Origin of the sequence: Cyanobium sp. T1G-Tous (genome assembly GCF_024345455.1) — a bacterium.
Classification (GTDB): Bacteria; Cyanobacteriota; Cyanobacteriia; order PCC-6307; family Cyanobiaceae; genus Cyanobium_A.
In genome coordinates, this window is record NZ_JAGQBD010000009.1 from 15,044 (window position 1) to 36,024 (window position 20,981).

The window sequence follows — 20,981 nt, forward strand, 5'->3', positions numbered from 1 at the left end:
GCAGCGACCCTAGACACCGAGCTCCAACCGGCAGGCTGCATCGCAGGCCTCCGCCAGGGCCCCTGGCTGCCGGCCCGCCAACTGCCAGAGCAGGGCCAGGCCCCCGGCCCCGACCCCCTCCTTTACGTAGCCGCGCTCGTAGTCGCGTAGGGCGGCGCTGATGCAGCCATGGAAGCGCAGGGCCGCCACCTCCAGCCGCGGCCGCACCTGCCAGCGGCCACCTATGCGCTCCAGCAGCAGGGCCAGGTTGCTGCCAGCTTCCTCGGCCACCCAGGCGGTGGTGGCCACCACCAAGCGATCCGCCAGGGCTAGCCGCTGCTCTGGCTCAGCCAGGGCTAGGGCCAGGGCCAGCACCGCCGCCATCTGGCTACCACCGGCCAGCAGCACCGGCGTACCGCGGGCCGCCGCCGCCCCCACCAGCCCAGCAGCGAAGGCCTGCATTGGATCCCCCAACGCCGCCAAAACGTTTAGGGGGTCCGCAAATGCTAGGGGGTCAGAGACTGCCGCCAGCTCTGCCGCCTCAAAACTCGCTGCAGCCAAACCCTGAGCCACGAGGGCCGCCTTCAGCCCGTGGGCCGGTTGGCGCAAGCTGCCGCTCACTAGACCCGCCGCCGCCACCCCCAGGCCCTCGAGCACCGCCAGGGCCGTGGTGGTGCCCCCTGGCACACATTCGGCCAGCAGCAACGGCTCGGCCGGATCCCAGCGCCTGCCCCAGGCGCGGCCGCGCTGCACCAGGGCCGCCACCCGGGCTGGGGCAAGGGCCTGGCCCGTGCTGAGGCAGCGGGCCGGGCCGGCACTCTCCAGCCCCGGCAGGCGCAGGTGCGGCACCGCCGCCGCGATCGCACAGCCCAGATCGAGCACCCGGGTGCGCTCCAGCAGCCCCAGCTGACTCAACACCACATGGCTTATCAGGGCCGGGCTGACCCCAGCCGGCAGGGGCGGCAGGGCATGGCAGCGGCGACCACCGGGGCCGAGCAGCAGCAATTCGGCATCGGCGGCCGCCGTGCCCAGCCGGGCCTGGGGAGAGGCCCCGGCAGCGGAAATCCCAGGCACCGCAGCCGTATCGGTGGCCGCGAGCAGCAGCAGAGTGCGGCTGCGGCGCCAGCCCTGCTCCAGGGCCTGGGTCCAGGAATCAGGGGCCATCAGGCCGCTCAGAGGGGGGCATCAGAGGGGGTCAAGGGCCACCAGGGCCCGAAGGGCATCCGGTGGCTCTGGGATGGGGGAATGCAGGCGCGGAAAAATCCAGTAGGCCACCGCATGCAGGGCCAGCACCACGATCACGTTCTGCACCCACACCAGCGCCAGGGCAGCCAGCTGCACCTGGGCCAGCTCGATCGATGCCGCCAGGCCCAGCCAGCCAGCCAGCTTCTCCAATAAACCAGCAGCAGCCGTGGTGATCAGCACCCAAAGGTTCTCGCCCACCAAAACCGAGAGCACCGCCACCCGCACCAGGAAGCCAGCTGCACCGATCAGGCTGCCAACGCCCCAGCTCAGCCACCAACTGGAGCTCCAACCGGCCCTGGCCCGCCAGCACCAGCCCAGCCACAGCGCCAGCAAGCCATAGGGGAAAACAACCAACGGCCCCCGGATCGGACCCATCAAGGCGACCAGCAATAGGGCGGTCACAACCAGGCCCTCCACGGCACAGCGCCAGCCATGACGCAACTGCAACAGGGCTAAGGGCAGGGGCAGGGCCAGCCGAAATAGGGGGCTGCCCACCGGCAGGTAATAGAGCGCCACCCACAGCAGGGCGGTGGCGGCGGCGAGATAGGCCGTATCCATCAACTGGCGGGCCTGGCCGCGGTTGAGTTGGCGCCGGGACGACATCAGCGCGGTGCCGGCGCCGGCGTGACCGTGGGGGCAGGCGCCGGCGTTGCAGCAGCTCCGACCCGCTCAATCATCTCCACCTCAAAACTGACCCCCGCCGCCCGCAAGGCTTCTGTGACCGCTTCAGCCGGGGCAGCGGGATCGGCGGAGGGCAGCTGGATCGTGATGCGATAAGGGGCTGGCTTACTGGGATTGACGACTGCTGGCTTGGCTTCTACGGGCTTGGGCTCAGCCTTTTTGGGGGAGGCAGTAGTGGGGGAGGCCGTAGTGGGGGAAGCAGCTTTGGAGGCGGGCGTGGCGGTCGCTGGATTAGGGGCAGGAGAGACCGGCTGAGCGGGCTGGGCCGGGGGCGCTGAGAAGCTGCGGGCCAGCTGGTCGCCGAAGCGGGTGCCACTGCAGCCAGCCAGCGCTAGGGCGCAAAGCAGCGACCCAAAGGTGCGGCCGGCGCCTGCCATCAGCTGTCCGCCGCCCTGATCACCCGCACCGCGCTGGCGCGCAGCCGGCCGGTCTTGGTGGTGCTGGGAGCTTTCTTTGCCGCAGGAGCCTTAGCTGCAGGTTTTTTAGCTGCTGGCTTTTTAGCTCCCGGCTTCCTGGCCGCAGCTTTGCCAGTAGCTGCCTTAGCGGCCAGCAGCTCAACCGCCTGCTCCAGGGTGATGGTGTCGGCGGTGGTGCCCTCCGGCAGCGAAGCATTCACCTTGCCCTGCTTGACGTAGAGGCCGTAGGGCCCGTCAAACAGTTGGATCGCCTCCTCGTCGCCCTCGGGGACACCGATGTCCTTGAGGGCCGTGCGGCCGCCACGGCCCTTCTTGGGCATGGCGAACAGCTCCAGGGCTCGGTCAAGGCCAACCACCAGTACGTCGTCCTCAGCCTTGAGCGAGCGGTAGTCCTTCTCGCCTTTGCCCTTGTGGTGCACCACGTAGGGGCCAAAGCGACCCAGACCCGCCTCCACCCGGCCGCCCTCCGGGTGGTCGCCAAGTTGACGGGGTAGCCGCAACAGGGCAATTGCATCCTCCAGGGTCAGCTCCTCGGGCTTGGCGCCTTTGGGCAGCGAAGCTCGCTTGGGCTTGGGGTTCTCGTCACTCACCTGGCCCCGCTGCACGTAGGGGCCGTACTGGCCAAACAGCATATACACCTGCTCACCGCTTTCCGGGTCATCACCAAGGGGCTCAGGCCCATCGGCCTTTTGCCTCAGGATCAACTCCGCCTTTTCGGCATCGAGATCGGCAGGGGTGATCTCCTGGGGCAGGGTGGCCTTGAGCAGCTCCTCGGTGCCGTCTTCAGCGACGCGCTTGGTTTCCAGGTAGGCGCCGAAGCGGCCGATGCGCACCACACAGGGCAGGCCCTCCAGCTCAACAGTGCGGGACACGCCGGGATCGATATCGCCCTCCCGCTGCTGCACCTGGGTTTCCAGGCCCTTTTCACCCTTAAAGAAGCTCTCCAGGTAAGGCAGCCACTTCACCTGACCGTGGGAAATCTCATCGAGGGTGTTCTCCATCCGGGCCGTGAAGCTGGTGTCCACCAGATCCGGGAAGTGCTCCTCCAGCAGGGCCGTCACAGCAAAAGCCGTGAAGCTGGGGGTGAGGGAGTTGTTGGCGAGGGTGGCGTAGCCGCGATCGACGATCGTGCCGATGATCGAGGCATAGGTGGAGGGGCGACCGATACCCTCCTTCTCAAGCATCTTCACCAGGGCAGCCTCGCTGTAGCGAGCGGGGGGCTGGGTTTGGTGGCCGAGGGCCTCCACCGCCTTGCAGGCGGGTCTGTCGCCCACCTTCAGGGCCGGCAGCAACAGCTCCTGACCTTCAAGGGCCGCATCGGGATCGTCGCTGCCCTCGACGTAGGCGCGAAAGAAACCGGCGAAGTCGATGCGCTTACCCGAGGCCCGGAACTGGGCTGGGCCCAGGGAGCCACCATCGGCCTGCAATTCCACAGCAAGCATGGTGAGGCGGGCATCAGACATCTGGCTGGCCACGGTGCGCTTCCAGATCAGCTCATAGAGGGCCAGATCCTTGCCATCAAGACCTGTGGCGTTTGGGGTGCGGAACGCCTCACCGGCTGGGCGAATCGCCTCGTGGGCCTCCTGGGCGTTGCGGGCCTTGGTGGAAAACTGGCGGGGGCTGGGGCTGAGGTAGTCCTTGCCGTACTTCTCGCTGACGCAGCTGCGGGCAGCATTGATCGCCTGGTCGCTGAGGTGCACCGAGTCGGTGCGCATGTAGGTGATGAAACCGCGCTCGTAGAGGCCCTGGGCCGTGCGCATGGTTTCCCGGGCCGAGAGTCGCAGCTTGCGGTTGGACTCCTGCTGCAGGGTGCTCGTGGTGAAAGGCGGCACGGGCTTTCGCACCGTGGGCTTCTCCTCTACGGAGGCCACCTGCCAGGGGTTGGCCTGGACCTCGACCTGGAGCTGGCGGGCCTCGGCCTCGCTCAGCAGCCTCACCTTGCTGCCGGCCTTAAGGGCGCCGGTGCTCTCATCGAAGTCGGAGCCTCCGGCGATGCGCTCCCCTTTCAAATGGCTGAGCTTGGCCTCAAAGCCAGCTTCTCCCTGCTCCAGCCGGGCCTTGAGGTCCCAGTAGCTGCCACTGCGGAAAGCCCGGCGGGCCCGCTCGCGCTGCACGAGCAAGCGCACTGCCACCGATTGAACCCGGCCGGCGCTCAAACCCCACGCCACCTTTTTCCAAAGCAGCGGCGAAAGGGTGTAACCCACCAACCGGTCGAGAATGCGCCTGGTTTCCTGGGCATGCACCAGCTCCATATCGAGGTCGCGGGTGTCCTCGAGAGCCCGGCTGATGGCCTCTTTGGTGATCTCGTGAAACACCATGCGCTTCACAGGCACCTTGGGGCTAAGCAGCTGCAGCAGGTGCCAGCTGATCGATTCCCCCTCCCGATCTTCGTCAGTGGCCAGCAGCAGCTGGTCGGCGCCCTTCAGGGCATCCTTGAGCTCCTTGACCACCTTTTTCTTGTCCTTCGGCACCACGTAGAGGGGCTCGAAGTTGGCGGCGGTGTTGACGCCGAGATTGGCCCACTTCTCACCTTTGTGAGCCGCCGGAATCTCACTGGCGTTATTGGGCAAGTCGCGGACGTGCCCCATCGAGGCTTCCACCTTGAAGTCCTTGGGAAGGAAGCCGCGGATGGTGCGGGCCTTCGTCGGACTTTCAACAATGACCAGGGTGTGACCCACAGACCAGCGACTTACCGCTTCCCTCTTTATCGCATCAAGCGCCCAAGTTGACAGCCAGGCGCCGCTACAGTCCTCCACATCACAGCTCCCACCTCGCGGTCCCCTCGCTGATGTTCCTGCTGGGCGCCCTCTCCTCCGTGGCCGATGCGATCGGCAGTGGTGCCGGAACGGCAGGATTAAATCTCCAGCTCAACGCTGGCGCCATCGCCCCGGAGGCGGCGGTGCTGATCGCGCTGCTCACCTGCCTGCTGGTGGATCTCGCTGGCGAGAAGGCGGCGAGCCGCTGGGTACCACCGATTTGTTACGCCGGCCTGGGCAGCGCCTTGGTGTTGCTTGCCCTGCAGTGGAACACCCCCGACCTGCAGCCCTCCTTCGTGGGCTCCTTCCTGGCGGACAACCTGGCGATTGCCTTCAGGGCCGTGGTGGCGGCCTCCACCTTGATTTCATTGCTGGTCAGCTGGCGCTACGTGGAGCAGAGCGGCACCCCGGTGGGTGAATACGCCGGCATCCTGCTGGCTGCCACCCTTGGCGCCATGTTCCTGTGTGGTGCCACCGATCTAGTGACCATTTTCGTGTCGCTGGAAACCCTTTCGGTATCTAGCTACTTGCTGGCGGGCTACATGAAGCGGGATGCCCGCAGCTCCGAGGCAGCGCTCAAATATTTGCTGGTGGGTTCGGCCGCCGCGGCCGTATTCCTGTATGGCGCTTCCCTTCTATATGGCCTCACCGGCGGTGCCACCGGCCTCGACTCCGTAGCCCTAGCCCTGCGCACCAGCGCCTCCCCCGTAACAGCCCTGGCCCTGGTTTTCGTGCTGGCCACGGTGGCCTTCAAGATCGCGGCGGTGCCTTTCCACCAGTGGACCCCCGATGTCTACGAAGGCTCGCCAACCCCGGTGGTGGCCTTCCTTTCGGTGGGCTCCAAGGCCGCCGGGTTTGCCCTGGCCCTGCGCATCCTGGTGGGCTGCTTCGAGAGCTTTGATGCCCAGTGGAAGCTGCTGTTCACCGTGCTTGCGGTGCTCAGCATGGTGCTGGGCAACGTGGTGGCCCTGGCCCAAACCTCGATGAAACGGATGCTGGCCTACAGCTCCATCGGCCAGGCCGGTTTCGTGATGATCGGCCTGGTGTGCGGCACCGAAGACGGCTTCGCCGCGATGGTGCTTTACATGGCTGCCTACCTGTTCATGAATCTGGGCGCCTTCGCCTGCATCATCCTGTTCTCGCTGCGCACCGGCTCCGACCGCATAGCTGATTACGCCGGCCTTTATCAAAAGGATCCGCTGATCACCCTTGGTTTAAGTCTCTGCCTGCTTTCCCTAGGTGGCATACCGCCGATGCTGGGCTTCTTTGGCAAGATTTATTTATTTTTTGCCGGCTGGGCCGACCACCAATACCTGCTGGTGGTGGTGGGTCTGGTCACCTCGGTGGTGTCGATCTACTACTACATCTCAGTGATCAAGATGATGGTGGTAAAAGAGCCCCAGGAAGCCTCAGATGTGGTGAAGGCCTACCCGTCAATCAATTGGTCTGTGGCTGGCCTGCCCGCCCTGCGCACCGCCCTGGTGGGCTGCGTGATTGTTACCGCTGTGGGTGGCATTCTCTCCAACCCCCTATTCACCTGGGCCAGCCAGGCTGTTACCGGCACGCCGATGCTGGTTCAGGCCATTGGTTGAGCACAGGTCATTTGCAAAGAACAGGGCAGCGATTTAATGGGCGATCCCGTTGCCCAACTTCAGGGCGTCGACAAGGTTTATGGCAGCGGCGAGATGGCCGTTAAGGCCCTCGATGGTGTGGATCTCACCGTCAATCGAGGTGATTATTTGGCCGTTATGGGGGCGTCCGGCTCCGGCAAAAGCACGGCCATGAATATTCTTGGCTGCCTCGACCGCCCCTCCAGCGGCAGCTACCGGCTCAACAACACTCCGGTGGAAGAACTTAGCGATGACCAGCTCGCTGATTTGCGCAACCGCGACCTGGGCTTTGTGTTTCAGCAGTTCCATCTGCTGCCCCAGTTGAGCGCCCTCGACAATGTGATCCTGCCGATGGTTTACGCAGGGGTGCCTGCGGCTGAGCGGCGCCAACGGGCCCGGGCGGCCCTCGAGCGGGTGGGGCTGGGTCAGCGGCTTAACAACAAGCCCAATCAGCTCTCGGGCGGCCAGCAGCAACGGGTAGCCATAGCCAGGGCGATCATCAACCAGCCCGCCCTACTGCTGGCCGACGAGCCGACCGGCGCCCTGGATTCCCAAACCACCGCCGAAGTACTCGACATCTTCGATGCCCTGCATCGCGGCGGCATGACCGTGGTGATGGTGACCCATGAAGACGACGTGGCAGCCAGGGCCGAGAAGATCGTGCACTTCCGCGACGGCCGAATCCTCAGCTAACGGATCCTCAACTGACGGTGCGGGGCCGCTCCAATCTCTCTAAAAGCTGCCCCATCAACAGGGCGATGGCATCGCTGCCAGCGGCACCCTTGCCCGGATCTAGATCACCAGGATCCACCGCCACCCAGCCGCCGTCGCCGGGAAGACGCAGCTCGAAGTGCAGATGGGGTCCGCTGCTTAAGCCCGTGCTGCCGACCCGGCCGATTACCTCGCCCTGGCGCACCCGGTCGCCCTCCTTGACGTAGAGCTCGCTGAGATGGCCGTAGAGGGTGCGGCGCCGCGGCCGGTCGTGTTCGACCTCAACCGCTAGGCCGTAGCCCCCGGCCAGGCCACTGCTCACCACCAAGCCGCCTAGGGCTGAAACCACTGGGGTGCCCTCTGGAGCCGCTAGATCGCGGCCCGCGTGCATCAGCCAGCTGCCCAGGATCGGGTGCAGCCGGTAGCCGAAGTTGCTACTGGTGATCGCCGAGCCAATAAGAGGGAACAGCAGCTTGCGGTTGCCATTGCCACCGATCGGAGCCGGGCGGGGCGTGACCCCAAAGACATCGGCAAGGCGGAAGCTACCGCCAGCGCCAGCCAGCAGGGCCGAAACCGGCACCGTGAGCGGCGGCAGCAAGCGACCTTCGCCGTCATAGCGGCCAAATTCAGGGCCAGCATTACCAGTGCCTGCGCCGCCGCCATCTACGCCGTTGTTGGTACGGCCGCGCCAGCGCACCACCACACCACTGCTGCACTCCTGCTGGGAAAGGGCGCCGCTGCTGCAGGCCTGCTGGTGGGCCGGCACGTTGAAGGGGGTCGTGCCGGAACCCGAACGAATCCGGGCCCGCTCCACCGGACTAACCACCCCATCACGCACCAGCTCATCGAGGGAGGCATCAAAACGGGCCGGCGGCCGGCTCGGCAGGGCAACCGGATCGGGACGCAGCGGCTGGGCCAGGGGCTCGGGCGGTGGCGAAGGGGCAATTTCAGGACTGAGCTGGTCTTGCCCCCAGACCAGGCCCACTCCCAGCAAGGGCGCGGCAACAAGGGGCAGCATCGCCAGCAGGGCTCTGCCCCGGCGCCGGGGGCTTGGGGCAGCAGGATTTAGGGGGGCTTGCCCCGGTGGCTGGCGATCGCGCATAGGCGTCATTGTAAAAATCCTGCCTAAACGCGCCCTTGCCGAAGAGCGGCCTCAGAAGTGGCGCTGCAGGGCCAGCTCCCGCCCCTGCCGGCTGAGGCGCAAGCGGCCATCGGCATGCAGACCCAGCACCTGCCAAAGCTCACCGTCGTGCAACCAGCCCGCCGGTGGGCGCCACAGCCGGGCCTCCGCGGCGGCGCGCACCTCGCAAGGCTGCTGGGCATGGGCCGCAGCCCACTCCAGGCCAGCAAGCACCCTGGGCAACAAGCGCTCTGGCCGCGCTAGGGGGTGGCCCTGCCGGCAGCCGAGGGCCTCTGCCACCGACAGGGCTCCAGGCGGCACCCGGTTGCAACCATTAAGACCCACCCCAACCTGGGCAGCGCGGATCCGCTGGCCCCGCAAGCGCAAGCGGGGCAACAACCCCGCGATTTTGCGATCCCCCACGAGCAAATCGTTGGGCCACTTGAGTTGCACCGCAAGCCCCAGGGCCTCGAGCTGCTGGGCCAGCCCCACCGCCACCGCAAGGCCCAGGGAGGCCGTTCCAGGCAAAGCCCCAGCCCAAGGAACGGCCGCACTTAGCCAGAGCCCACCCGCCGGCGACAACCAGGGCCGCCCCTGCTGACCGTGGCCAAAGCGCTGGCGCCGAGCTGTTACCGCCAGCCGCTGTAGCGGCAAACCCGCGACCTGGCGCTGCTCCAGCCAGCGAGCAAGTTCGATCTCGGTGCTGGCACACACCGGCAGGCGGCGCAGCTGCCAGCTCAAAGGGTGGCCAGCCAGGCGCCGATGCGGGCCGCACCAGCCTCGAGCTCGGCCACCGGATGCACCAGGGCAAGGCGCAACCAGCCCTCGCCTCCGGAGCCAAAGCCATTGCCAGGGGTCAGGGCCACACCGGTGGCCTCGAGCAGTGCTGCACAAAATTCTTCGCTGCCCCAGCTGCGCTCACGCGCCTGGGGCGGCAACTCCAACCACAAATAAAGCGCCATTGAGGGCCGCCGCACCGGCCAGCCCACCGCCTCCAGGGCGTCAGCCATGCGATCGCGTCGCTGCCGGTATTCCTGCCGCAACTGACCAGGCCAATGGGGAGCCTGCTCAAGCGCCGCAATCGCCCCGGCCTGCAGCGCAAGGGACTGATTGAAATCCACCACCCCCTTGAGCTGCCGCAAGGCGCTGATCAACCACTCGGCACCGATGGCGAAAGCCAACCGGTAGCCCCCCAAACACCAGCCCTTGGAAAAGGAGAAAAACTCAATGCCGCAGTCGCGCCAATGGGGTGCTCGCAACAGGGCCGGCGCCTCGCCATCGAGGGCCAGATCCACGTAAGGGTTGTCGTGGGCCAGCACCAGCCCATGGCGAAAGGCCCTTTCCGCCGCTTCATCCAGCCAGACCTGCTGGCCCGTAGTAGCGGTGGGGTTGTGGGGGTAGCCGAGCACCATCAACTTCAAGTCGTCCCACTGCTCAGGGCTGAGGGCATCAAAATCCGGTCGCCAGCCCGCCTCGGGATCGAGCGGCAAAAACACCGGCTCAGCGGAAGCCAGGTGTAAGCCACCCAGGTGGGACGGGTAGCAGGGATCGAGCAGCAGGGCCCGATCACCCGGGTTGAGCACCGCCAGGGGCAGGTGGGCCGTGCCCTCCTGGGAACCGACCAGCAACAGCACCTCCGTCTCCGGATCGACCTTCACCCCAAAGCGACGCTGGGCCCAATCGGCCACTGCCGAGCGAAAGGGCAGGGTCGCTGCGTGAAGGCAGTAGGAGGCGCTGGCAGGCTGACCAAGTTGGGCAGCGATCGCCTTGATGGCCACCTCGGGCGGCTGGAGGTCGGTGGAGCCGAGTGAGAGATCGAGCAGTGGGGGCAAGCCCCGGCTGGCGGCACGGGATGCGTAGGCCGATTTGCGCTGGTCGTTGCGGGCGAAAACGCCGCTGCCAAGACGGGACAGGCGCTCAGAGATGGGCATCCACAAAAGCCTGTAGCTGCGGTTTGGCCATGGCACCCTCGTGGCGAGCCAGTTCCTTGCCATCTCGGAACAAGATCAGGGCGGGCAGTCCCTGGATCTGCAAGCCATCGCGAATGGCTGGGTTGGCGTCTGCCTCGAGCTTGCCCACCACCAGACGACCCGCATATTCAGCAGCAATCCACTCCATCATTGGAGCCATCAGCCGGCAGGGACCACACCACTCCGCCCATACATCCACCAGCACGGGCGTAGAACAATCAGTCACCTCAGCTTGAAAATTGGCATCGGTGAGATGAACGACAGACACGACAGCAGCCCTTAAAAACGTATGCGTACGGCGATTGTATGGAGCAGGGCAGCCGGCCGGAGACGAACTGCCAAGCCGCTCAGAGTTTGTCGATCGAACGCTTGAGCTCCTCAAGCTCCGGGTCTACCTCGCTCACCTTTACCGGCTCGAGCTGGGCAGAAGCTGAGTTTGCCAGGGGCAGGGATACCGGTGTCCCACCGGCCAGGCGATTTTTCAAAGCCGCCAATTCATCGTCAACCTCCGGGGCCCCTTCAAGCGCCGCAAACTGACTCTCCAGATCTGCTCCAGCCAGCTCAGCGGCGGCCTGGCTGCGAGCCTCCAGGGTCTGCACTTTTTCCTCCATGCGCTCAAAGGCGGCCATGGAGCTGTTGGTGCCCAAGCTGCCCACGGCGCTCTGCAGCTGCTCCTGGGCCTGGGCCGCCTGGGCGCGGGCCTTGAGCATGTCCTTTTTGGTTTTGGCCTCGGCGATCTTGCTCTCAAGTGACACCAAGGTCTTTTTGAGCTGCTCCACCTGACCCGCCTGGCTCTGCAGCTGAGTGTTGAGGGCAGTGGCGGTGTCCTGGCAGGTTTTGCGGCGCCCTAAGGCTTCGCGGGCCAGGTCTTCCTCACCCTTCTTGAGAGCCAGTTCAGCGCGCTCGTACCACGTTTTAGCCTGAGAATCGGCCTGCTCCGCCTGATTCTGGATGCGCTTTTGGCTAGCGATAGCAGTAGCCACCGCCTGGCGCAGCTTGATCAGGTCCGACTGCATGTCGGCCACCGATTGATCCAAAATCTTGGAAGGGTCCTCCATCGCGCCGACCGCCGCATTGGCGTTGGCGCGGATCAGGCGGCTGAGGCGGTCAAAGAAGCCCATCGGAGGCTGCAGGGGCAAGGCTTGAGGTTAGCCAGGGTTTGGCTTGATTCAGCAGCGGGATTGCCGCACCGCCGATAGGGTCAAGTGATGGCCAAGGCCCCCCGGCAGCAAACCCGCCAACTCGGCAATCTGAGCCTGCTGATGCCGCCACCCCGGCAGCCCGCCAGCGCCCTGGCCAGCTGCCTGCGGGAATTGGAGCAAAGCTGGCAGCAGGGCGGCCACCTGGCAGCCCTATGGCAGGCCTGGCCCCGCATCGCCGGCGCCCAGCTGGCACCCCACTGCCGGCCCCTGCGGCTGCACAGCGGCCTGCTCACCGTGGGCGCCGCCCCTGGCCCCTGGCTGCAAGCGCTCCAATACAACCGCCATCAACTGCTGGGGGCCCTACGCGCCAACGGCTTCACCGTGCGCGACATACGCCTGGAGCAGCACCACCCCAGCGCCGCCGTGCCCCCCGGCCGCCAGCAGGAAGAAGAAGTGTGGAGCGTCCATCCCAGCCGGGTGGACGTCCACGGCATGGCTAGCTGTCCCCGCTGCACCAGCCCGGCCCCCGCCGGTGAGATGGCCCGCTGGGGCCATTGCAGTTTCTGTCGGCAAAAGCAGCTGACCCAGTCATTAGAAGACGCGCAGCCTCAGTAGCGCTCGGGCCTCGGATCGCGCCAATCGGGGCTCAAACCCTTTGCGCGCAGCTGGGCCGCCCGCTGCTCAAGGCGACTGCGCTCCAGGCGCCAGAGGGCGTAGATACCGCGGCGACTCAATAGCTGGGGTTGAAGTCCCTGCCAGTGGGGCTGGGCGGCGGTGCCGGAATCAATCACCACCAACACACTCGGCTGCTGCGCCGGCGTGCTGGCGGCTTGGCCTGGGCGGCTCTCATGCCGCAGGCGATCGGCCAGGTTCACCAAATGCTGGGGCTCATCACCCTCGAAGATCACCACCCGGCGGCTGTAGTAGTGCAGCGAGGGTTTGAGCATGCCGAGCATCGCCAGGGGCTCACTGGGCCGGCCGGCGGAGCGGGCCTCAGCCGCGAGCTCCCGCACCGGGGCGGCCCGCAGCCGATCCCCCAACTCCACCAGCGGCAGCAACACCGCCGGCACAAACGCTGCCAGCGGCAGCTGCAGGGCCAGCAGGCCCGCCAGAGCGTCCTTGCGCCAGCCCGCCCAGGCTCCCAGCAGCAGGGCCAAGGCCCAGAAGGCCGCACCTAGGGGCACCCAGGGCGCGGCCGACAACTCAGCCACCAGGCTGGGCATCTCGGGGGCCTCAATCAGCGGCAGCCACAGGGGGCCTGCCGCCAAGCCCCCGGCCACCACCGCCGTTAGCAGCACGCTCAGCCCCCAGGCCCAGCGACCGTTCCGCTGGGCCGCCAGGGCCACCAGCAGGCCCGCCGCCGGCGTGGCCGGCAGCCAGTAGCTGGGCAGCTTGGTGGCAGCCGCCGTAAAAAACAGCAACACCGCCAGCAGCCAGCAGGCGGCGAAGCGCTGCAGGGAGAGCTCGGGAGCCAGGGGCTCGGCCGGCAGCCAACGCCAGCGCAGGCGCCCCAGGCCCTGGGCCAGCCCCAGCAGCAACAAGGGAGTGACCGGCAAGCTGGCGATCACCAGCACCGGCCCGAAGAACCACCAGGGCGCCAGGTGGTTGTTCACCACCGCGGTGAAGCGCTGCAGATTGTGGTAACCAAAAAAGCTCTGCCAGAACGGCTCCCCCTCCACCAGCAGCGCCAGGCCATACCAAGGGAGCGCCACCAGGGCGGTGAGTGCCAGCCCGGGCAGGGGCCGCAGCCGCGCCCACAGCCCGCCCAGATCCGCCTGCAGCCAGCCAAATAAAAGGAGCGTGAGCCCGAGCAAAAGCACCGCCACCGGCCCCTTGGCCAGCACCGCCAGCCCCAGCACCAGCCAGGTCTGCCACCAGCGGCGCCCGCCTGCGGCGTAGCAGCGCCAGCTCAGCAGCAGGCTGAACCCCAAACACCCCGCCAGCAGGGCATCACTCACGGCAATGCGGCCCCAGACCAACGCCAGGGGCGAAAGGCCGTAGGCCAGGGCGGCCGCCAGCGCCGTGGCTCCTGGGGCCCGGGAGCGTTGGGGCCAGCGCAGCAGCGTGTGGGCCAGGCCCAGCATCAAGGTCACGCTGGCCAGGGCCGAGGGCAGCCGCGCCGCCCAGGTGCCCAGGGGGTTCCAAGCCTGCTGCCCCGGCAGGGCATAAAGGGCCCCCATCAGCCAATACACAAGCGGCGGTTTGTCGTAGCGGGGCAGGCCGTTGACGCGGGGAATCAGCCAGTCGCCCGTTTCAGCCATCGCCCGCGCCGAGGCGGCGAACAGCGGCGGTGTTTCATCCACTAGCCCGGTGCTGCCGAGCTGCCACACGAAGAGCAGCAAGCCGATCGCCAGGGTGCAGAGCAAGACCAGGCGATGGCGGGCCAACGTCGCCGGTGGGGGCTCAGCGCTTGGCAGTTCTGGCGTTAAGCGCTGTGGCAGAGGGCGTTTTGCCGAAGCATTCAACGTACTGAAGCGCCCATTCAGCCCATCAGCCGCACCGGCCCCGGATAGGCCGCAAGTTGCTGATCGGCAGTGATCAAAAGCAGGCCATCAGCGCTGGCCTGGGCCAGCAACAGACGGTCAAAGGGATCGCGATGCAGGAGCGGCAGTGCGGCCACAGCCAGAGCGTGATGGGCCTGGATCGGCAGTTCCTGCCAACCGCCATCAAGCAGGGCTCGGCGCAGCAAGGCTGGCTCCACCCGGAAATCCGGCCGCCCCAGCGCCTGTTTGATCACCAGCTCCCACAGGCTGGCCACACTGAACACAGGCGTATTGGCGGGATCCTGCAGCATCGCCGCTAGGGCCGCTGACAGCCGCTCGGGCGAGCCCATCGCCCACACCAGAAGATGAGTGTCGAGCAATATGCGCATCGCTGGCCTCAGGCGCCTTCAAACAGATCGGCGATCTCGGCGGCGCCCAGCTGATCAAAGTCGTCGGGCACCTGGCACTGGCCGGCCAGCAGGCCCAGGCGCCGCAGTGGTGCCGCAGCAGCGCCTGCCTCGCTGAGGGGGGTGACGCGCACCATGGGCCGGCCGGCCTTGCAAATCACAAACGGCTCCCCCGCTGCTGCCTCATCAACCAGCCGCGATAGGTGGGTCTTGGCCTCGTGCATGTTTACCTGCCGCATGGCTGTAATCCGCCTCCCAGATTTGACCAGCTTAGTCGACTAAGAATCCATATCGCCTTTCACAAACCCAAACCAGCCAGCAACCACGCCTCCACCCGCTGCGCCAGCACCGCCCGCGTGGCGTTGGCCTCCACCCAGGCCCGGCAGGCACGCCGCTCGATCGCGCCCACCTGCGCCACCGCCGCCACCAGGGCCGTCACGTCGTCCGGCTCCACCAGCAGTCCGGTGAGACCCGGCTGCACCAGCTCGCCAGGGCCGCCGCGGCGATAGGCCACAACTGGCACACCGCAGGCCAGCGCCTCCACCACCACGTTGCCGTAGGCCTCATTCCACTTGGGGGTATTCAGCAGGGCCTGGCAATGGCCCAGCTGCTGCTGCAGCTGATCGGTGGGCAAGAAACCCCGCCACTGCAGGGTGCCAGCCGGCACCGACGCCTCCACCGCTGCCGCATAGGCCTGGTCTTCCACCAAACCCCACACCGCTAGGGGTAACCCCAGCTGGGCCGCCGCCGCCGCCGCGTCCTCCAGCCCCTTCTCCGGCGCCACCCGGCCGGCCCAGCCGAGCAGCGGCTCAGGCTCGGCGCAGAAGCCATAGGCGTCTAGGTCAAAGCCATTGCCCAGCACCACCGGCGCCTGGGGCAAACAAAAATCCTCCGCCTGAACGCGCGTATGAAAAGCAAGGCGCCGCTGATCCCAAGCCGCCAGCTCGGCAATCGCCAAATCCATCGCCTCACTCACCGAACCCATGCTCACCAGGTGAAACAGGGGCAGGGGCGCTATGGGCGTCAACCAGAGAGGCAGCCAGTCGTAGGCCAGGTTGATCACCGCCTCAACGCCGGCCCCAGGCCCCTCCAATAGCGCCCGCCGCCAAAAGGCCTGCAGCAGGCCATCGGCCGGCATCGTGATCGCGGCATTGCGCTGCTGGTGCTGGGCGCTGGTCTGGGAGCTGCCGCTACTGGTCCAAAGTTCGGCGGCGAGGCAGGAGCTGGGCAACACCGACCCCTCGGCCGCCAGCACCTTCACCCGGTGGCCCCGCCCCAACAACCCCGCCACCAGGGCGCAGGCCGTTAGCTCCACACCACCGCCGCGGCCACTGCCCAGGGCTCCCACCGGAGTACTCACCACCAGGATCCGCATCAGGGCTGCTCCAGCAGGGAGGTGCCGCGCCAGAGCTGCTGGCGCCGGTTGATCAACAGCACCGACACCAAGGCCAGCAGGGCCCCGAGCCACTGCAGCGGCTGCAACTGCTCACCAAGCAGCCAAACCCCACAGAGCAGGGCGAAGACGGGAGTTAAGAAGGTGAGAGCGGTGAAACCTGTGAGGTCACCACTGTTGGCAAACCAGAAAAAGAGGCCATAGGCCAGGGCGCTGCCGAGCACGGTGGCATAAGCCATTAATCCCCATTCTCCCAGGCTCCAGCTGGGCAGCAGGGGCCCCTCCCAGGCGACCCCGCCCAGCAGCGGCAGACCACCAAGCAGAAGGTGCCAGCCGGTAATTGCCACCGGATCGCTCTGGCGGCTGGCGTAGCGACTCAGCACCGTGCCGATGGCCATCGCCGCCGCAGCCGCCAGCATCCACAGCTCCCCATGGCTCCAGGCCTGTTCGCCAAGGGCGACCGGACCATCGAGCCACCAGTGGCGCAGCACCGGTGCCGGCAAACCCAGGCAAAGAATGCCTAGCAACCCCAGCAGCAGACCCACCCAGCCCACCGGATTGATCGCCTCCCCAAACAAACTGCGGGCCAGCAGAGCCACCAGCAGGGGCTGAGAATCAATAAGTACCGAACCGAGGCCCGCCCCGGTTTGGCCCAGGCCCCTAGCCAGTAGCCCCTGGAAGAGGCTGCCGTCCACCAGGGCAAAGGCCAGTAACCAGGGCCAATCAACGGCAGCCACCCGCAGCGAGCGGCCCAGCAACAGGGCGGCCAGCAGCACCAGAACCCCCGCGGGCAGCAGCCGCAGGCTTGCCACCTGCAGGGGACTGCCGGATTCCAGCAGGGGCCGCATCGCCGCCATCGCCGTGCCCCACAGCGCAAAAGGGAGCAACATCAAGGGCCATCGCAGGGCCTGGGGCATGAGCTTCCTGGCCGGCGAAGGCTTTGTTTTTAAGATCCAACCACTTCACCTATCCCAAATGCCCTGGCCCTGGCGCCGCAAGACCCGTCGCACCCTGGCGCGCATTGCCATCGAAGGACCAATCGCCGGCCCCACCCGCAGCCGGGTGATCAAGGCCCTGCGCCAGGTGGAGCAACGGGAGTGTCCCGCTCTGTTGCTGCGCATCGATAGCCCCGGCGGCACCGTGGGCGACAGCCAGGAGATCTACAGCGCCCTACTGCGCCTACGAGAGAAGGGCTGCAAGGTGGTGGCCAGCTTCGGCAACATTTCCGCCTCAGGCGGGGTTTACATCGGAGTTGCCGCCGAAAAAATTGTGTCCAACCCAGGCACGATCACCGGCTCGATCGGCGTGATTCTGCGGGGCAACAACCTCTCCAAGCTGCTGGAGCGGCTGGGCGTGAGCTTTGAAACCGTCAAGAGCGGTCTCTACAAAGACATTCTTTCGCCGGATCGCTCTCTCAGCGAAGGGGAACGCAAACTGCTGCAGAGTCTTATTGATTCGAGCTACCACCAGTTTGTGGAGGCCGTAGCAACGGGAAGGGGGCTTAACCAAGAAACGGTGCGCGGCTTCGCCGATGGACGGGTGTTCAGCGGCGCCCAAGCCCTGGAGCTGGGTTTAGTAGACGTGCTAGGTGACGAGGAGACGGCCAGGCGCCTGGCCGCCGAGCTGGCCGGCCTCGACCCTGAGAAAACCCGCCCAATCACCTTTGGCACCCGGCCCAAACGCTTTGGAGGTGTGCTGCCGGGCCGCAGCCAACTGCGCCAGCTGATCGAGAGCTTCAGCCTGGAACTGGCCTGGAGCGGTCAACCCCTGTGGCTATACAGGCCATGAACGCTGGTTTTGTGCTGCGGGCCCTGCGCGGGGCCACCACCGCCGAGCTGAACAGTCTCGAGGCGATTCAAGCCTGCGTCAAGGAGCTTGTGGATGCCCTGATGGAGCGCAATGGACTCCAAGGCGAGCAGCTGGTGTCGGTGACCTTTTCGGTAACCCGGGATCTCGATGCCTGCTTCCCAGCGGCCATCGCCAGGCGCCAGCCAGGCTGGGACCAGGTGGCTTTGCTCGATTGCCAGCAAATGGAAGTAGCCGGCGATCTACCTCGCTGCATCCGACTGCTGGCCCATGCATGGCTGCAACCGCAGCAGATACCGGTGCACCCCTACCTGCGCGAGGCAGCTGGCCTGCGTCCCGATCGGGCTCAGCCATAGGCCCGCCGCCACCTTTGGGGCCGGCCACCTCAGGCACCGGGGCAGCAGCTCCCTGCTGAGAATCGAATCACTTAATGGTGCAGCCCTGATGGGTTTCCCTCGCCTTCGCCACCAACTCGCTCTCCCGGCCCTGGCCGCCAGCGCCGCTCTCGTTACTGGAGCAGTTGCCCTTAGCACCGGTATCCAGCCGAGCCTGGCCCAAGGCACACCCAGCCTGATGGAGTTCCGCTGGGATAACACCAAGGACTACCGCAAGCTCTACTTCTTCATGACCGACACCCAGCGCCTCAAGCGCTCGGAGTACTACTTGATACTTAGACCAAAAGATCGCAAAACCGCAATTCTCAAATTAAGCATAACCATCCCAAGCTATTTCGACGCCAAAATTGACCCCAAGCGAATCCAGCTATGCAAGATGAGTGAGGGCGGCATGATGTCTCGCACCAGGTGCAAGGAGACCATTCCAGCCACGATCGAAGTAGCAGCCAACGGCAGCGCTATTGAGATTTTCCCAGACACCCCCATACCAGACACGGGCACCATCGGGGTGTACATGAACATCTTCAATCCCTTCAACATCGGGATGTATCAGTTCAATGCCTTAGCCCAAGCCCCCGGCGACGTGCCGATGGCCGGCTACCTGGGCAGCTGGCTGATTCAGATCGATCCACCTAACAACTGAGCTGAGCCGGTACTGAGTAGGGGCGGTACTGACTGGGGGGGGTGCCAACCCCGCCTGATAGGTTGGCCCTTACGCCCATTACCGACGCAATAAGCGCAGCGAAGAGCCAGCCATGACCAAGCGCACCCTGGAAGGAACAAGTCGTAAGCGCAAGCGCGTATCTGGTTTTCGTGTGCGCATGCGCAGCCACACAGGCCGCCGCGTAATCCGCACCCGCCGCCGCCGCGGCCGGGCCCGCCTCGCCGTTTAAGAGCCTTGGCCTTGCCCCAGTGCCACCGGCTCAAGGGGCAACGGGTGTTTGACCGTGTGTATCAGAAGGGCCGCAAAACGCACGGCCCTTTTTTGTTGCTCCGCGTTTTGGACGCCCTGCCCCAACTCCTACCTACAAAGCAGCAGTCAAGTCCCCCCAGCAGCTGGCGCTGCGGGATTGTGATTAGCAGCAAGGTGCACAAACGATCCGTGCGCCGCAATCGCCTGCGCCGCCTGCTGCACGAGCACCTACTTGCCCAGCAAATCGGCGATGGCCAGCGCTGCCTCTGGCTGCTACTCAGCCTCAAACCCGGCAGCGCTGAGCAATGCCCTCAGGCCTTGCTGGGAGAATGCAGTCAACTTCTTCACCAAGCAGGCCTGACGCGATGAGTACTGCCCCCACCGCCTCCATTCAGGAAAGCGTTTTCTACGAAGGCGGGCCCGCCAAGGGAGATCTGATCTTCAATTTGGTGCTCGGGCTCACCCTCATCGGCATTCCTTTCGCCGTTGGAGCAATCGTGAGGGCTCTATGGCTGCGTTTCCGGATCACCAGTCGCCGCATTGAGGTGAATGGTGGCTGGCTGGGGCGCGACCGCACCCAGGTTGTGTACAGCCAAATCAGGGAGGTGCGCAGTGTGCCCCGCGGCTTCGGCCTCTGGGGCGACATGGTGCTGGTGCTCAACGACGGCTCCAAGCTCGAGATGCGCGCAGTGCCAGGGTTCCGGGAGCTCGAGGCCTACATCGAGGAGCGCCGCCAAGCCAAAAGCTCCACACCCAAGGGCATGGCCGCCTAGACCATCAGTCACACTGAGCCCACGCTCCCCCCTACCTCGAGAGCCCCTCTGCCGTGATCGGCTACATCTCCGACAACCTGCTGCTCCCAATCCTCGATTTCTTCTACGGATTGGTGCCCAGCTATGGCCTGGCAATCATCGCCCTCACAGTGGTGATCCGCCTCGCCCTGTTCCCGCTCAGCGCTGGCTCGATCCGCAACGCCCGCCGCATGCGGATCGCCCAGCCCGCTATGCAGAAGCGGCAGGCCGAGATCAAGGCCAAATACGCCAGCAACCCCCAGAAGCAGCAGGAGGAGCTGGGCCAACTGATGAAGGAGTTCGGCAGCCCCCTGGCTGGCTGCCTGCCCCTGCTAGTGCAGATGCCGATCCTGTTTGCCCTGTTCGCCACCCTGCGGGGCTCACCTTTCGCGGATGTGCCCTACACCCTCAACCTCAAGGTTTTGCCCGCTGAGCAAATCGCCGCAGTCGAGCCCAAGCCCTTCAACAGCGCCAGCCATTCGATCTTCGTTACCGAAACCACCCACGTGCCGGTGATCGCCAGCCTCGAAGGCGGCACCAAGCTGGGGGTGGGTGATTCGGCCCAGGTGAAGCTGCACACCAAAGACGGCTCGAGCTTTGCTTCGGTGTTGCAGGGCATCGACCACGGCGACGCCTACACCCCCGCCTGGAGCGTGACCAAGGGAGAAGGCGTCGTGAGCGTGGCAGCTGATGGCACGATCACGGCCCTAGGCACCGGCGACGCCACCGTGGAGGCCAAGATCCCCGGTCTGGCAGCCCGCAGCGGCTTCCTGTTCATCAAGGCCCTCGGCCAAGTGGGCTTTATGACCGACGGCGCCGTGAACTGGGACATCGCCATCTTGGTGGCAGGTTTCGGCGCCAGCCTTTTTGCCTCCCAGATCCTTTCTGGCATGGGCATGCCCGCCAATCCTCAGCAATCCACCGCCAACAAGATCACCCCGGTGATGATCACCGGCATGTTCTTGTTCTTCCCCCTGCCGGCTGGGGTGCTGCTCTACATGGTGGTGGCCAACATCTTCCAGGCCCTGCAGACCTTCCTGCTCAGCCGTGAAGCCTTGCCCGACAACCTGCAGGCGATCCTTGACCAGCAAATGGCGCAACAACCCGTGACTGTGTCTGCCAGCGGCGGTCGCCTGCCCTTCGAACCCAAGGGCAAGAAGTGA

24 protein-coding genes are annotated in these 20,981 nt (G+C 65.9%); 10 read left to right on the forward strand and 14 right to left on the reverse strand.

The genetic code is table 11. The features are described from left to right. Window positions 1-9: 9 nt before the first annotated feature. The 4 genes from KBY75_RS06855 to topA are packed head-to-tail and all read right to left on the reverse strand — an operon-like array spanning window position 10 to window position 4,999. Entirely contained in the window at window positions 10-1,143 is a 1,134-nt protein-coding gene (locus KBY75_RS06855) for a nicotinate-nucleotide--dimethylbenzimidazole phosphoribosyltransferase (protein ID WP_255023436.1), read from the reverse strand. Between the two features lie 21 nt (window positions 1,144-1,164). Next, window positions 1,165-1,827, reverse strand: coding sequence for a DUF2232 domain-containing protein (locus tag KBY75_RS06860; RefSeq protein ID WP_254935933.1), 663 nt, complete (start codon window positions 1,825-1,827; stop codon window positions 1,165-1,167). Next, a complete protein-coding gene (locus KBY75_RS06865) occupies window positions 1,827-2,282 on the reverse strand; it encodes a hypothetical protein (RefSeq protein WP_254935932.1) in 456 nt (151 codons plus the stop codon). The genes KBY75_RS06860 and KBY75_RS06865 overlap by 1 nt, the downstream gene beginning before the upstream one ends. Next, window positions 2,282-4,999: a type I DNA topoisomerase gene (gene topA, locus KBY75_RS06870; protein ID WP_255023437.1), complete on the reverse strand. Its 2,718-nt coding sequence runs from the start codon at window positions 4,997-4,999 to the stop codon at window positions 2,282-2,284. The genes KBY75_RS06865 and topA overlap by 1 nt, the downstream gene beginning before the upstream one ends. 110 nt (window positions 5,000-5,109) lie before the next feature. Here topA and KBY75_RS06875 point away from each other — a divergent pair, with 110 nt between their 5' ends. Beyond that, window positions 5,110-6,669 (forward strand): NAD(P)H-quinone oxidoreductase subunit N, encoded by a 1,560-nt coding sequence (locus KBY75_RS06875; protein ID WP_255023438.1) that lies wholly within the window; start codon window positions 5,110-5,112, stop codon window positions 6,667-6,669. A 36-nt stretch (window positions 6,670-6,705) separates the two neighbouring features. Further along, complete coding sequence (locus KBY75_RS06880) at window positions 6,706-7,380, forward strand: ABC transporter ATP-binding protein (RefSeq protein ID WP_255023439.1); 675 nt, start codon at window positions 6,706-6,708, stop codon at window positions 7,378-7,380. 7 nt (window positions 7,381-7,387) lie between these two features. Here KBY75_RS06880 and KBY75_RS06885 read toward each other — a convergent pair whose 3' ends face one another. The 5 genes from KBY75_RS06885 to KBY75_RS06905 form a co-directional block, all read right to left on the reverse strand. Then, on the reverse strand, window positions 7,388-8,509 hold the full coding sequence (locus KBY75_RS06885) for a M23 family metallopeptidase (protein ID WP_255023440.1): 1,122 nt from the start codon (window positions 8,507-8,509) through the stop codon (window positions 7,388-7,390). A gap of 42 nt (window positions 8,510-8,551) precedes the next feature. After that, window positions 8,552-9,259, reverse strand: a complete 708-nt coding sequence (locus KBY75_RS06890; protein ID WP_255023441.1) for a biotin--[acetyl-CoA-carboxylase] ligase — start codon at window positions 9,257-9,259, stop codon at window positions 8,552-8,554. Then, a complete protein-coding gene (locus tag KBY75_RS06895) occupies window positions 9,256-10,449 on the reverse strand; it encodes an aminotransferase class I/II-fold pyridoxal phosphate-dependent enzyme (protein WP_255023442.1) in 1,194 nt (397 codons plus the stop codon). The genes KBY75_RS06890 and KBY75_RS06895 overlap by 4 nt, the downstream gene beginning before the upstream one ends. Further along, window positions 10,436-10,756 (reverse strand): thioredoxin, encoded by a 321-nt coding sequence (gene trxA / locus KBY75_RS06900; protein WP_255023443.1) that lies wholly within the window; start codon window positions 10,754-10,756, stop codon window positions 10,436-10,438. The genes KBY75_RS06895 and trxA overlap by 14 nt, the downstream gene beginning before the upstream one ends. A 79-nt stretch (window positions 10,757-10,835) precedes the next feature. Beyond that, on the reverse strand, window positions 10,836-11,609 hold the full coding sequence (locus KBY75_RS06905; RefSeq protein WP_255023476.1) for a PspA/IM30 family protein: 774 nt from the start codon (window positions 11,607-11,609) through the stop codon (window positions 10,836-10,838). Between the two features lie 87 nt (window positions 11,610-11,696). On the opposite strand from KBY75_RS06905, the gene KBY75_RS06910 reads away from it, so the two are divergent. Next, window positions 11,697-12,245: a DUF721 domain-containing protein gene (locus tag KBY75_RS06910; RefSeq protein ID WP_254935924.1), complete on the forward strand. Its 549-nt coding sequence runs from the start codon at window positions 11,697-11,699 to the stop codon at window positions 12,243-12,245. Here the strand turns inward: KBY75_RS06910 and KBY75_RS06915 are convergent. From KBY75_RS06915 to KBY75_RS06935, 5 genes are all read right to left on the reverse strand, one after another. Then, a complete protein-coding gene (locus KBY75_RS06915) occupies window positions 12,239-14,017 on the reverse strand; it encodes a glycosyltransferase family 39 protein (protein WP_255023444.1) in 1,779 nt (592 codons plus the stop codon). The genes KBY75_RS06910 and KBY75_RS06915 overlap by 7 nt on opposite strands. A gap of 95 nt (window positions 14,018-14,112) precedes the next feature. Continuing rightward, window positions 14,113-14,502, reverse strand: coding sequence for a type II toxin-antitoxin system VapC family toxin (locus KBY75_RS06920; protein WP_254935922.1), 390 nt, complete (start codon window positions 14,500-14,502; stop codon window positions 14,113-14,115). Window positions 14,503-14,510: 8 nt separating this feature from the next. Further along, complete coding sequence (locus KBY75_RS06925; protein WP_094559700.1) at window positions 14,511-14,759, reverse strand: type II toxin-antitoxin system Phd/YefM family antitoxin; 249 nt, start codon at window positions 14,757-14,759, stop codon at window positions 14,511-14,513. Window positions 14,760-14,818: 59 nt separating this feature from the next. Beyond that, window positions 14,819-15,895, reverse strand: coding sequence for a glycosyltransferase (locus tag KBY75_RS06930; protein WP_255023445.1), 1,077 nt, complete (start codon window positions 15,893-15,895; stop codon window positions 14,819-14,821). After that, complete coding sequence (locus KBY75_RS06935) at window positions 15,895-16,830, reverse strand: DMT family transporter (RefSeq protein WP_254935919.1); 936 nt, start codon at window positions 16,828-16,830, stop codon at window positions 15,895-15,897. Before KBY75_RS06935 ends, KBY75_RS06930 begins: the two co-directional genes overlap by 1 nt. A 58-nt stretch (window positions 16,831-16,888) precedes the next feature. Here KBY75_RS06935 and sppA point away from each other — a divergent pair, with 58 nt between their 5' ends. From sppA to yidC, 7 genes are all read left to right on the forward strand, one after another. Continuing rightward, window positions 16,889-17,701, forward strand: a complete 813-nt coding sequence (sppA, locus tag KBY75_RS06940) for a signal peptide peptidase SppA (RefSeq protein ID WP_255023446.1) — start codon at window positions 16,889-16,891, stop codon at window positions 17,699-17,701. Next, complete coding sequence (aroH, locus tag KBY75_RS06945; RefSeq protein ID WP_255023447.1) at window positions 17,698-18,075, forward strand: chorismate mutase; 378 nt, start codon at window positions 17,698-17,700, stop codon at window positions 18,073-18,075. Before sppA ends, aroH begins: the two co-directional genes overlap by 4 nt. A gap of 88 nt (window positions 18,076-18,163) precedes the next feature. Next, a complete protein-coding gene (locus KBY75_RS06950; RefSeq protein ID WP_254935916.1) occupies window positions 18,164-18,757 on the forward strand; it encodes a DUF2808 domain-containing protein in 594 nt (197 codons plus the stop codon). Window positions 18,758-18,869: 112 nt separating this feature from the next. Continuing rightward, window positions 18,870-19,007 carry a 50S ribosomal protein L34 gene (gene rpmH / locus KBY75_RS06955; protein WP_006170261.1) on the forward strand — a complete coding sequence of 46 codons (138 nt, stop codon included), beginning with the start codon at window positions 18,870-18,872 and terminating at the stop codon, window positions 19,005-19,007. 5 nt (window positions 19,008-19,012) lie between these two features. Next, window positions 19,013-19,396 carry a ribonuclease P protein component gene (gene rnpA / locus KBY75_RS06960; protein WP_254935915.1) on the forward strand — a complete coding sequence of 128 codons (384 nt, stop codon included), beginning with the start codon at window positions 19,013-19,015 and terminating at the stop codon, window positions 19,394-19,396. Continuing rightward, window positions 19,393-19,800, forward strand: coding sequence for a PH domain-containing protein (locus KBY75_RS06965; protein WP_254935914.1), 408 nt, complete (start codon window positions 19,393-19,395; stop codon window positions 19,798-19,800). Before rnpA ends, KBY75_RS06965 begins: the two co-directional genes overlap by 4 nt. Before the next feature lie 53 nt (window positions 19,801-19,853). After that, a complete protein-coding gene (gene yidC / locus KBY75_RS06970; protein WP_254935913.1) occupies window positions 19,854-20,981 on the forward strand; it encodes a membrane protein insertase YidC in 1,128 nt (375 codons plus the stop codon).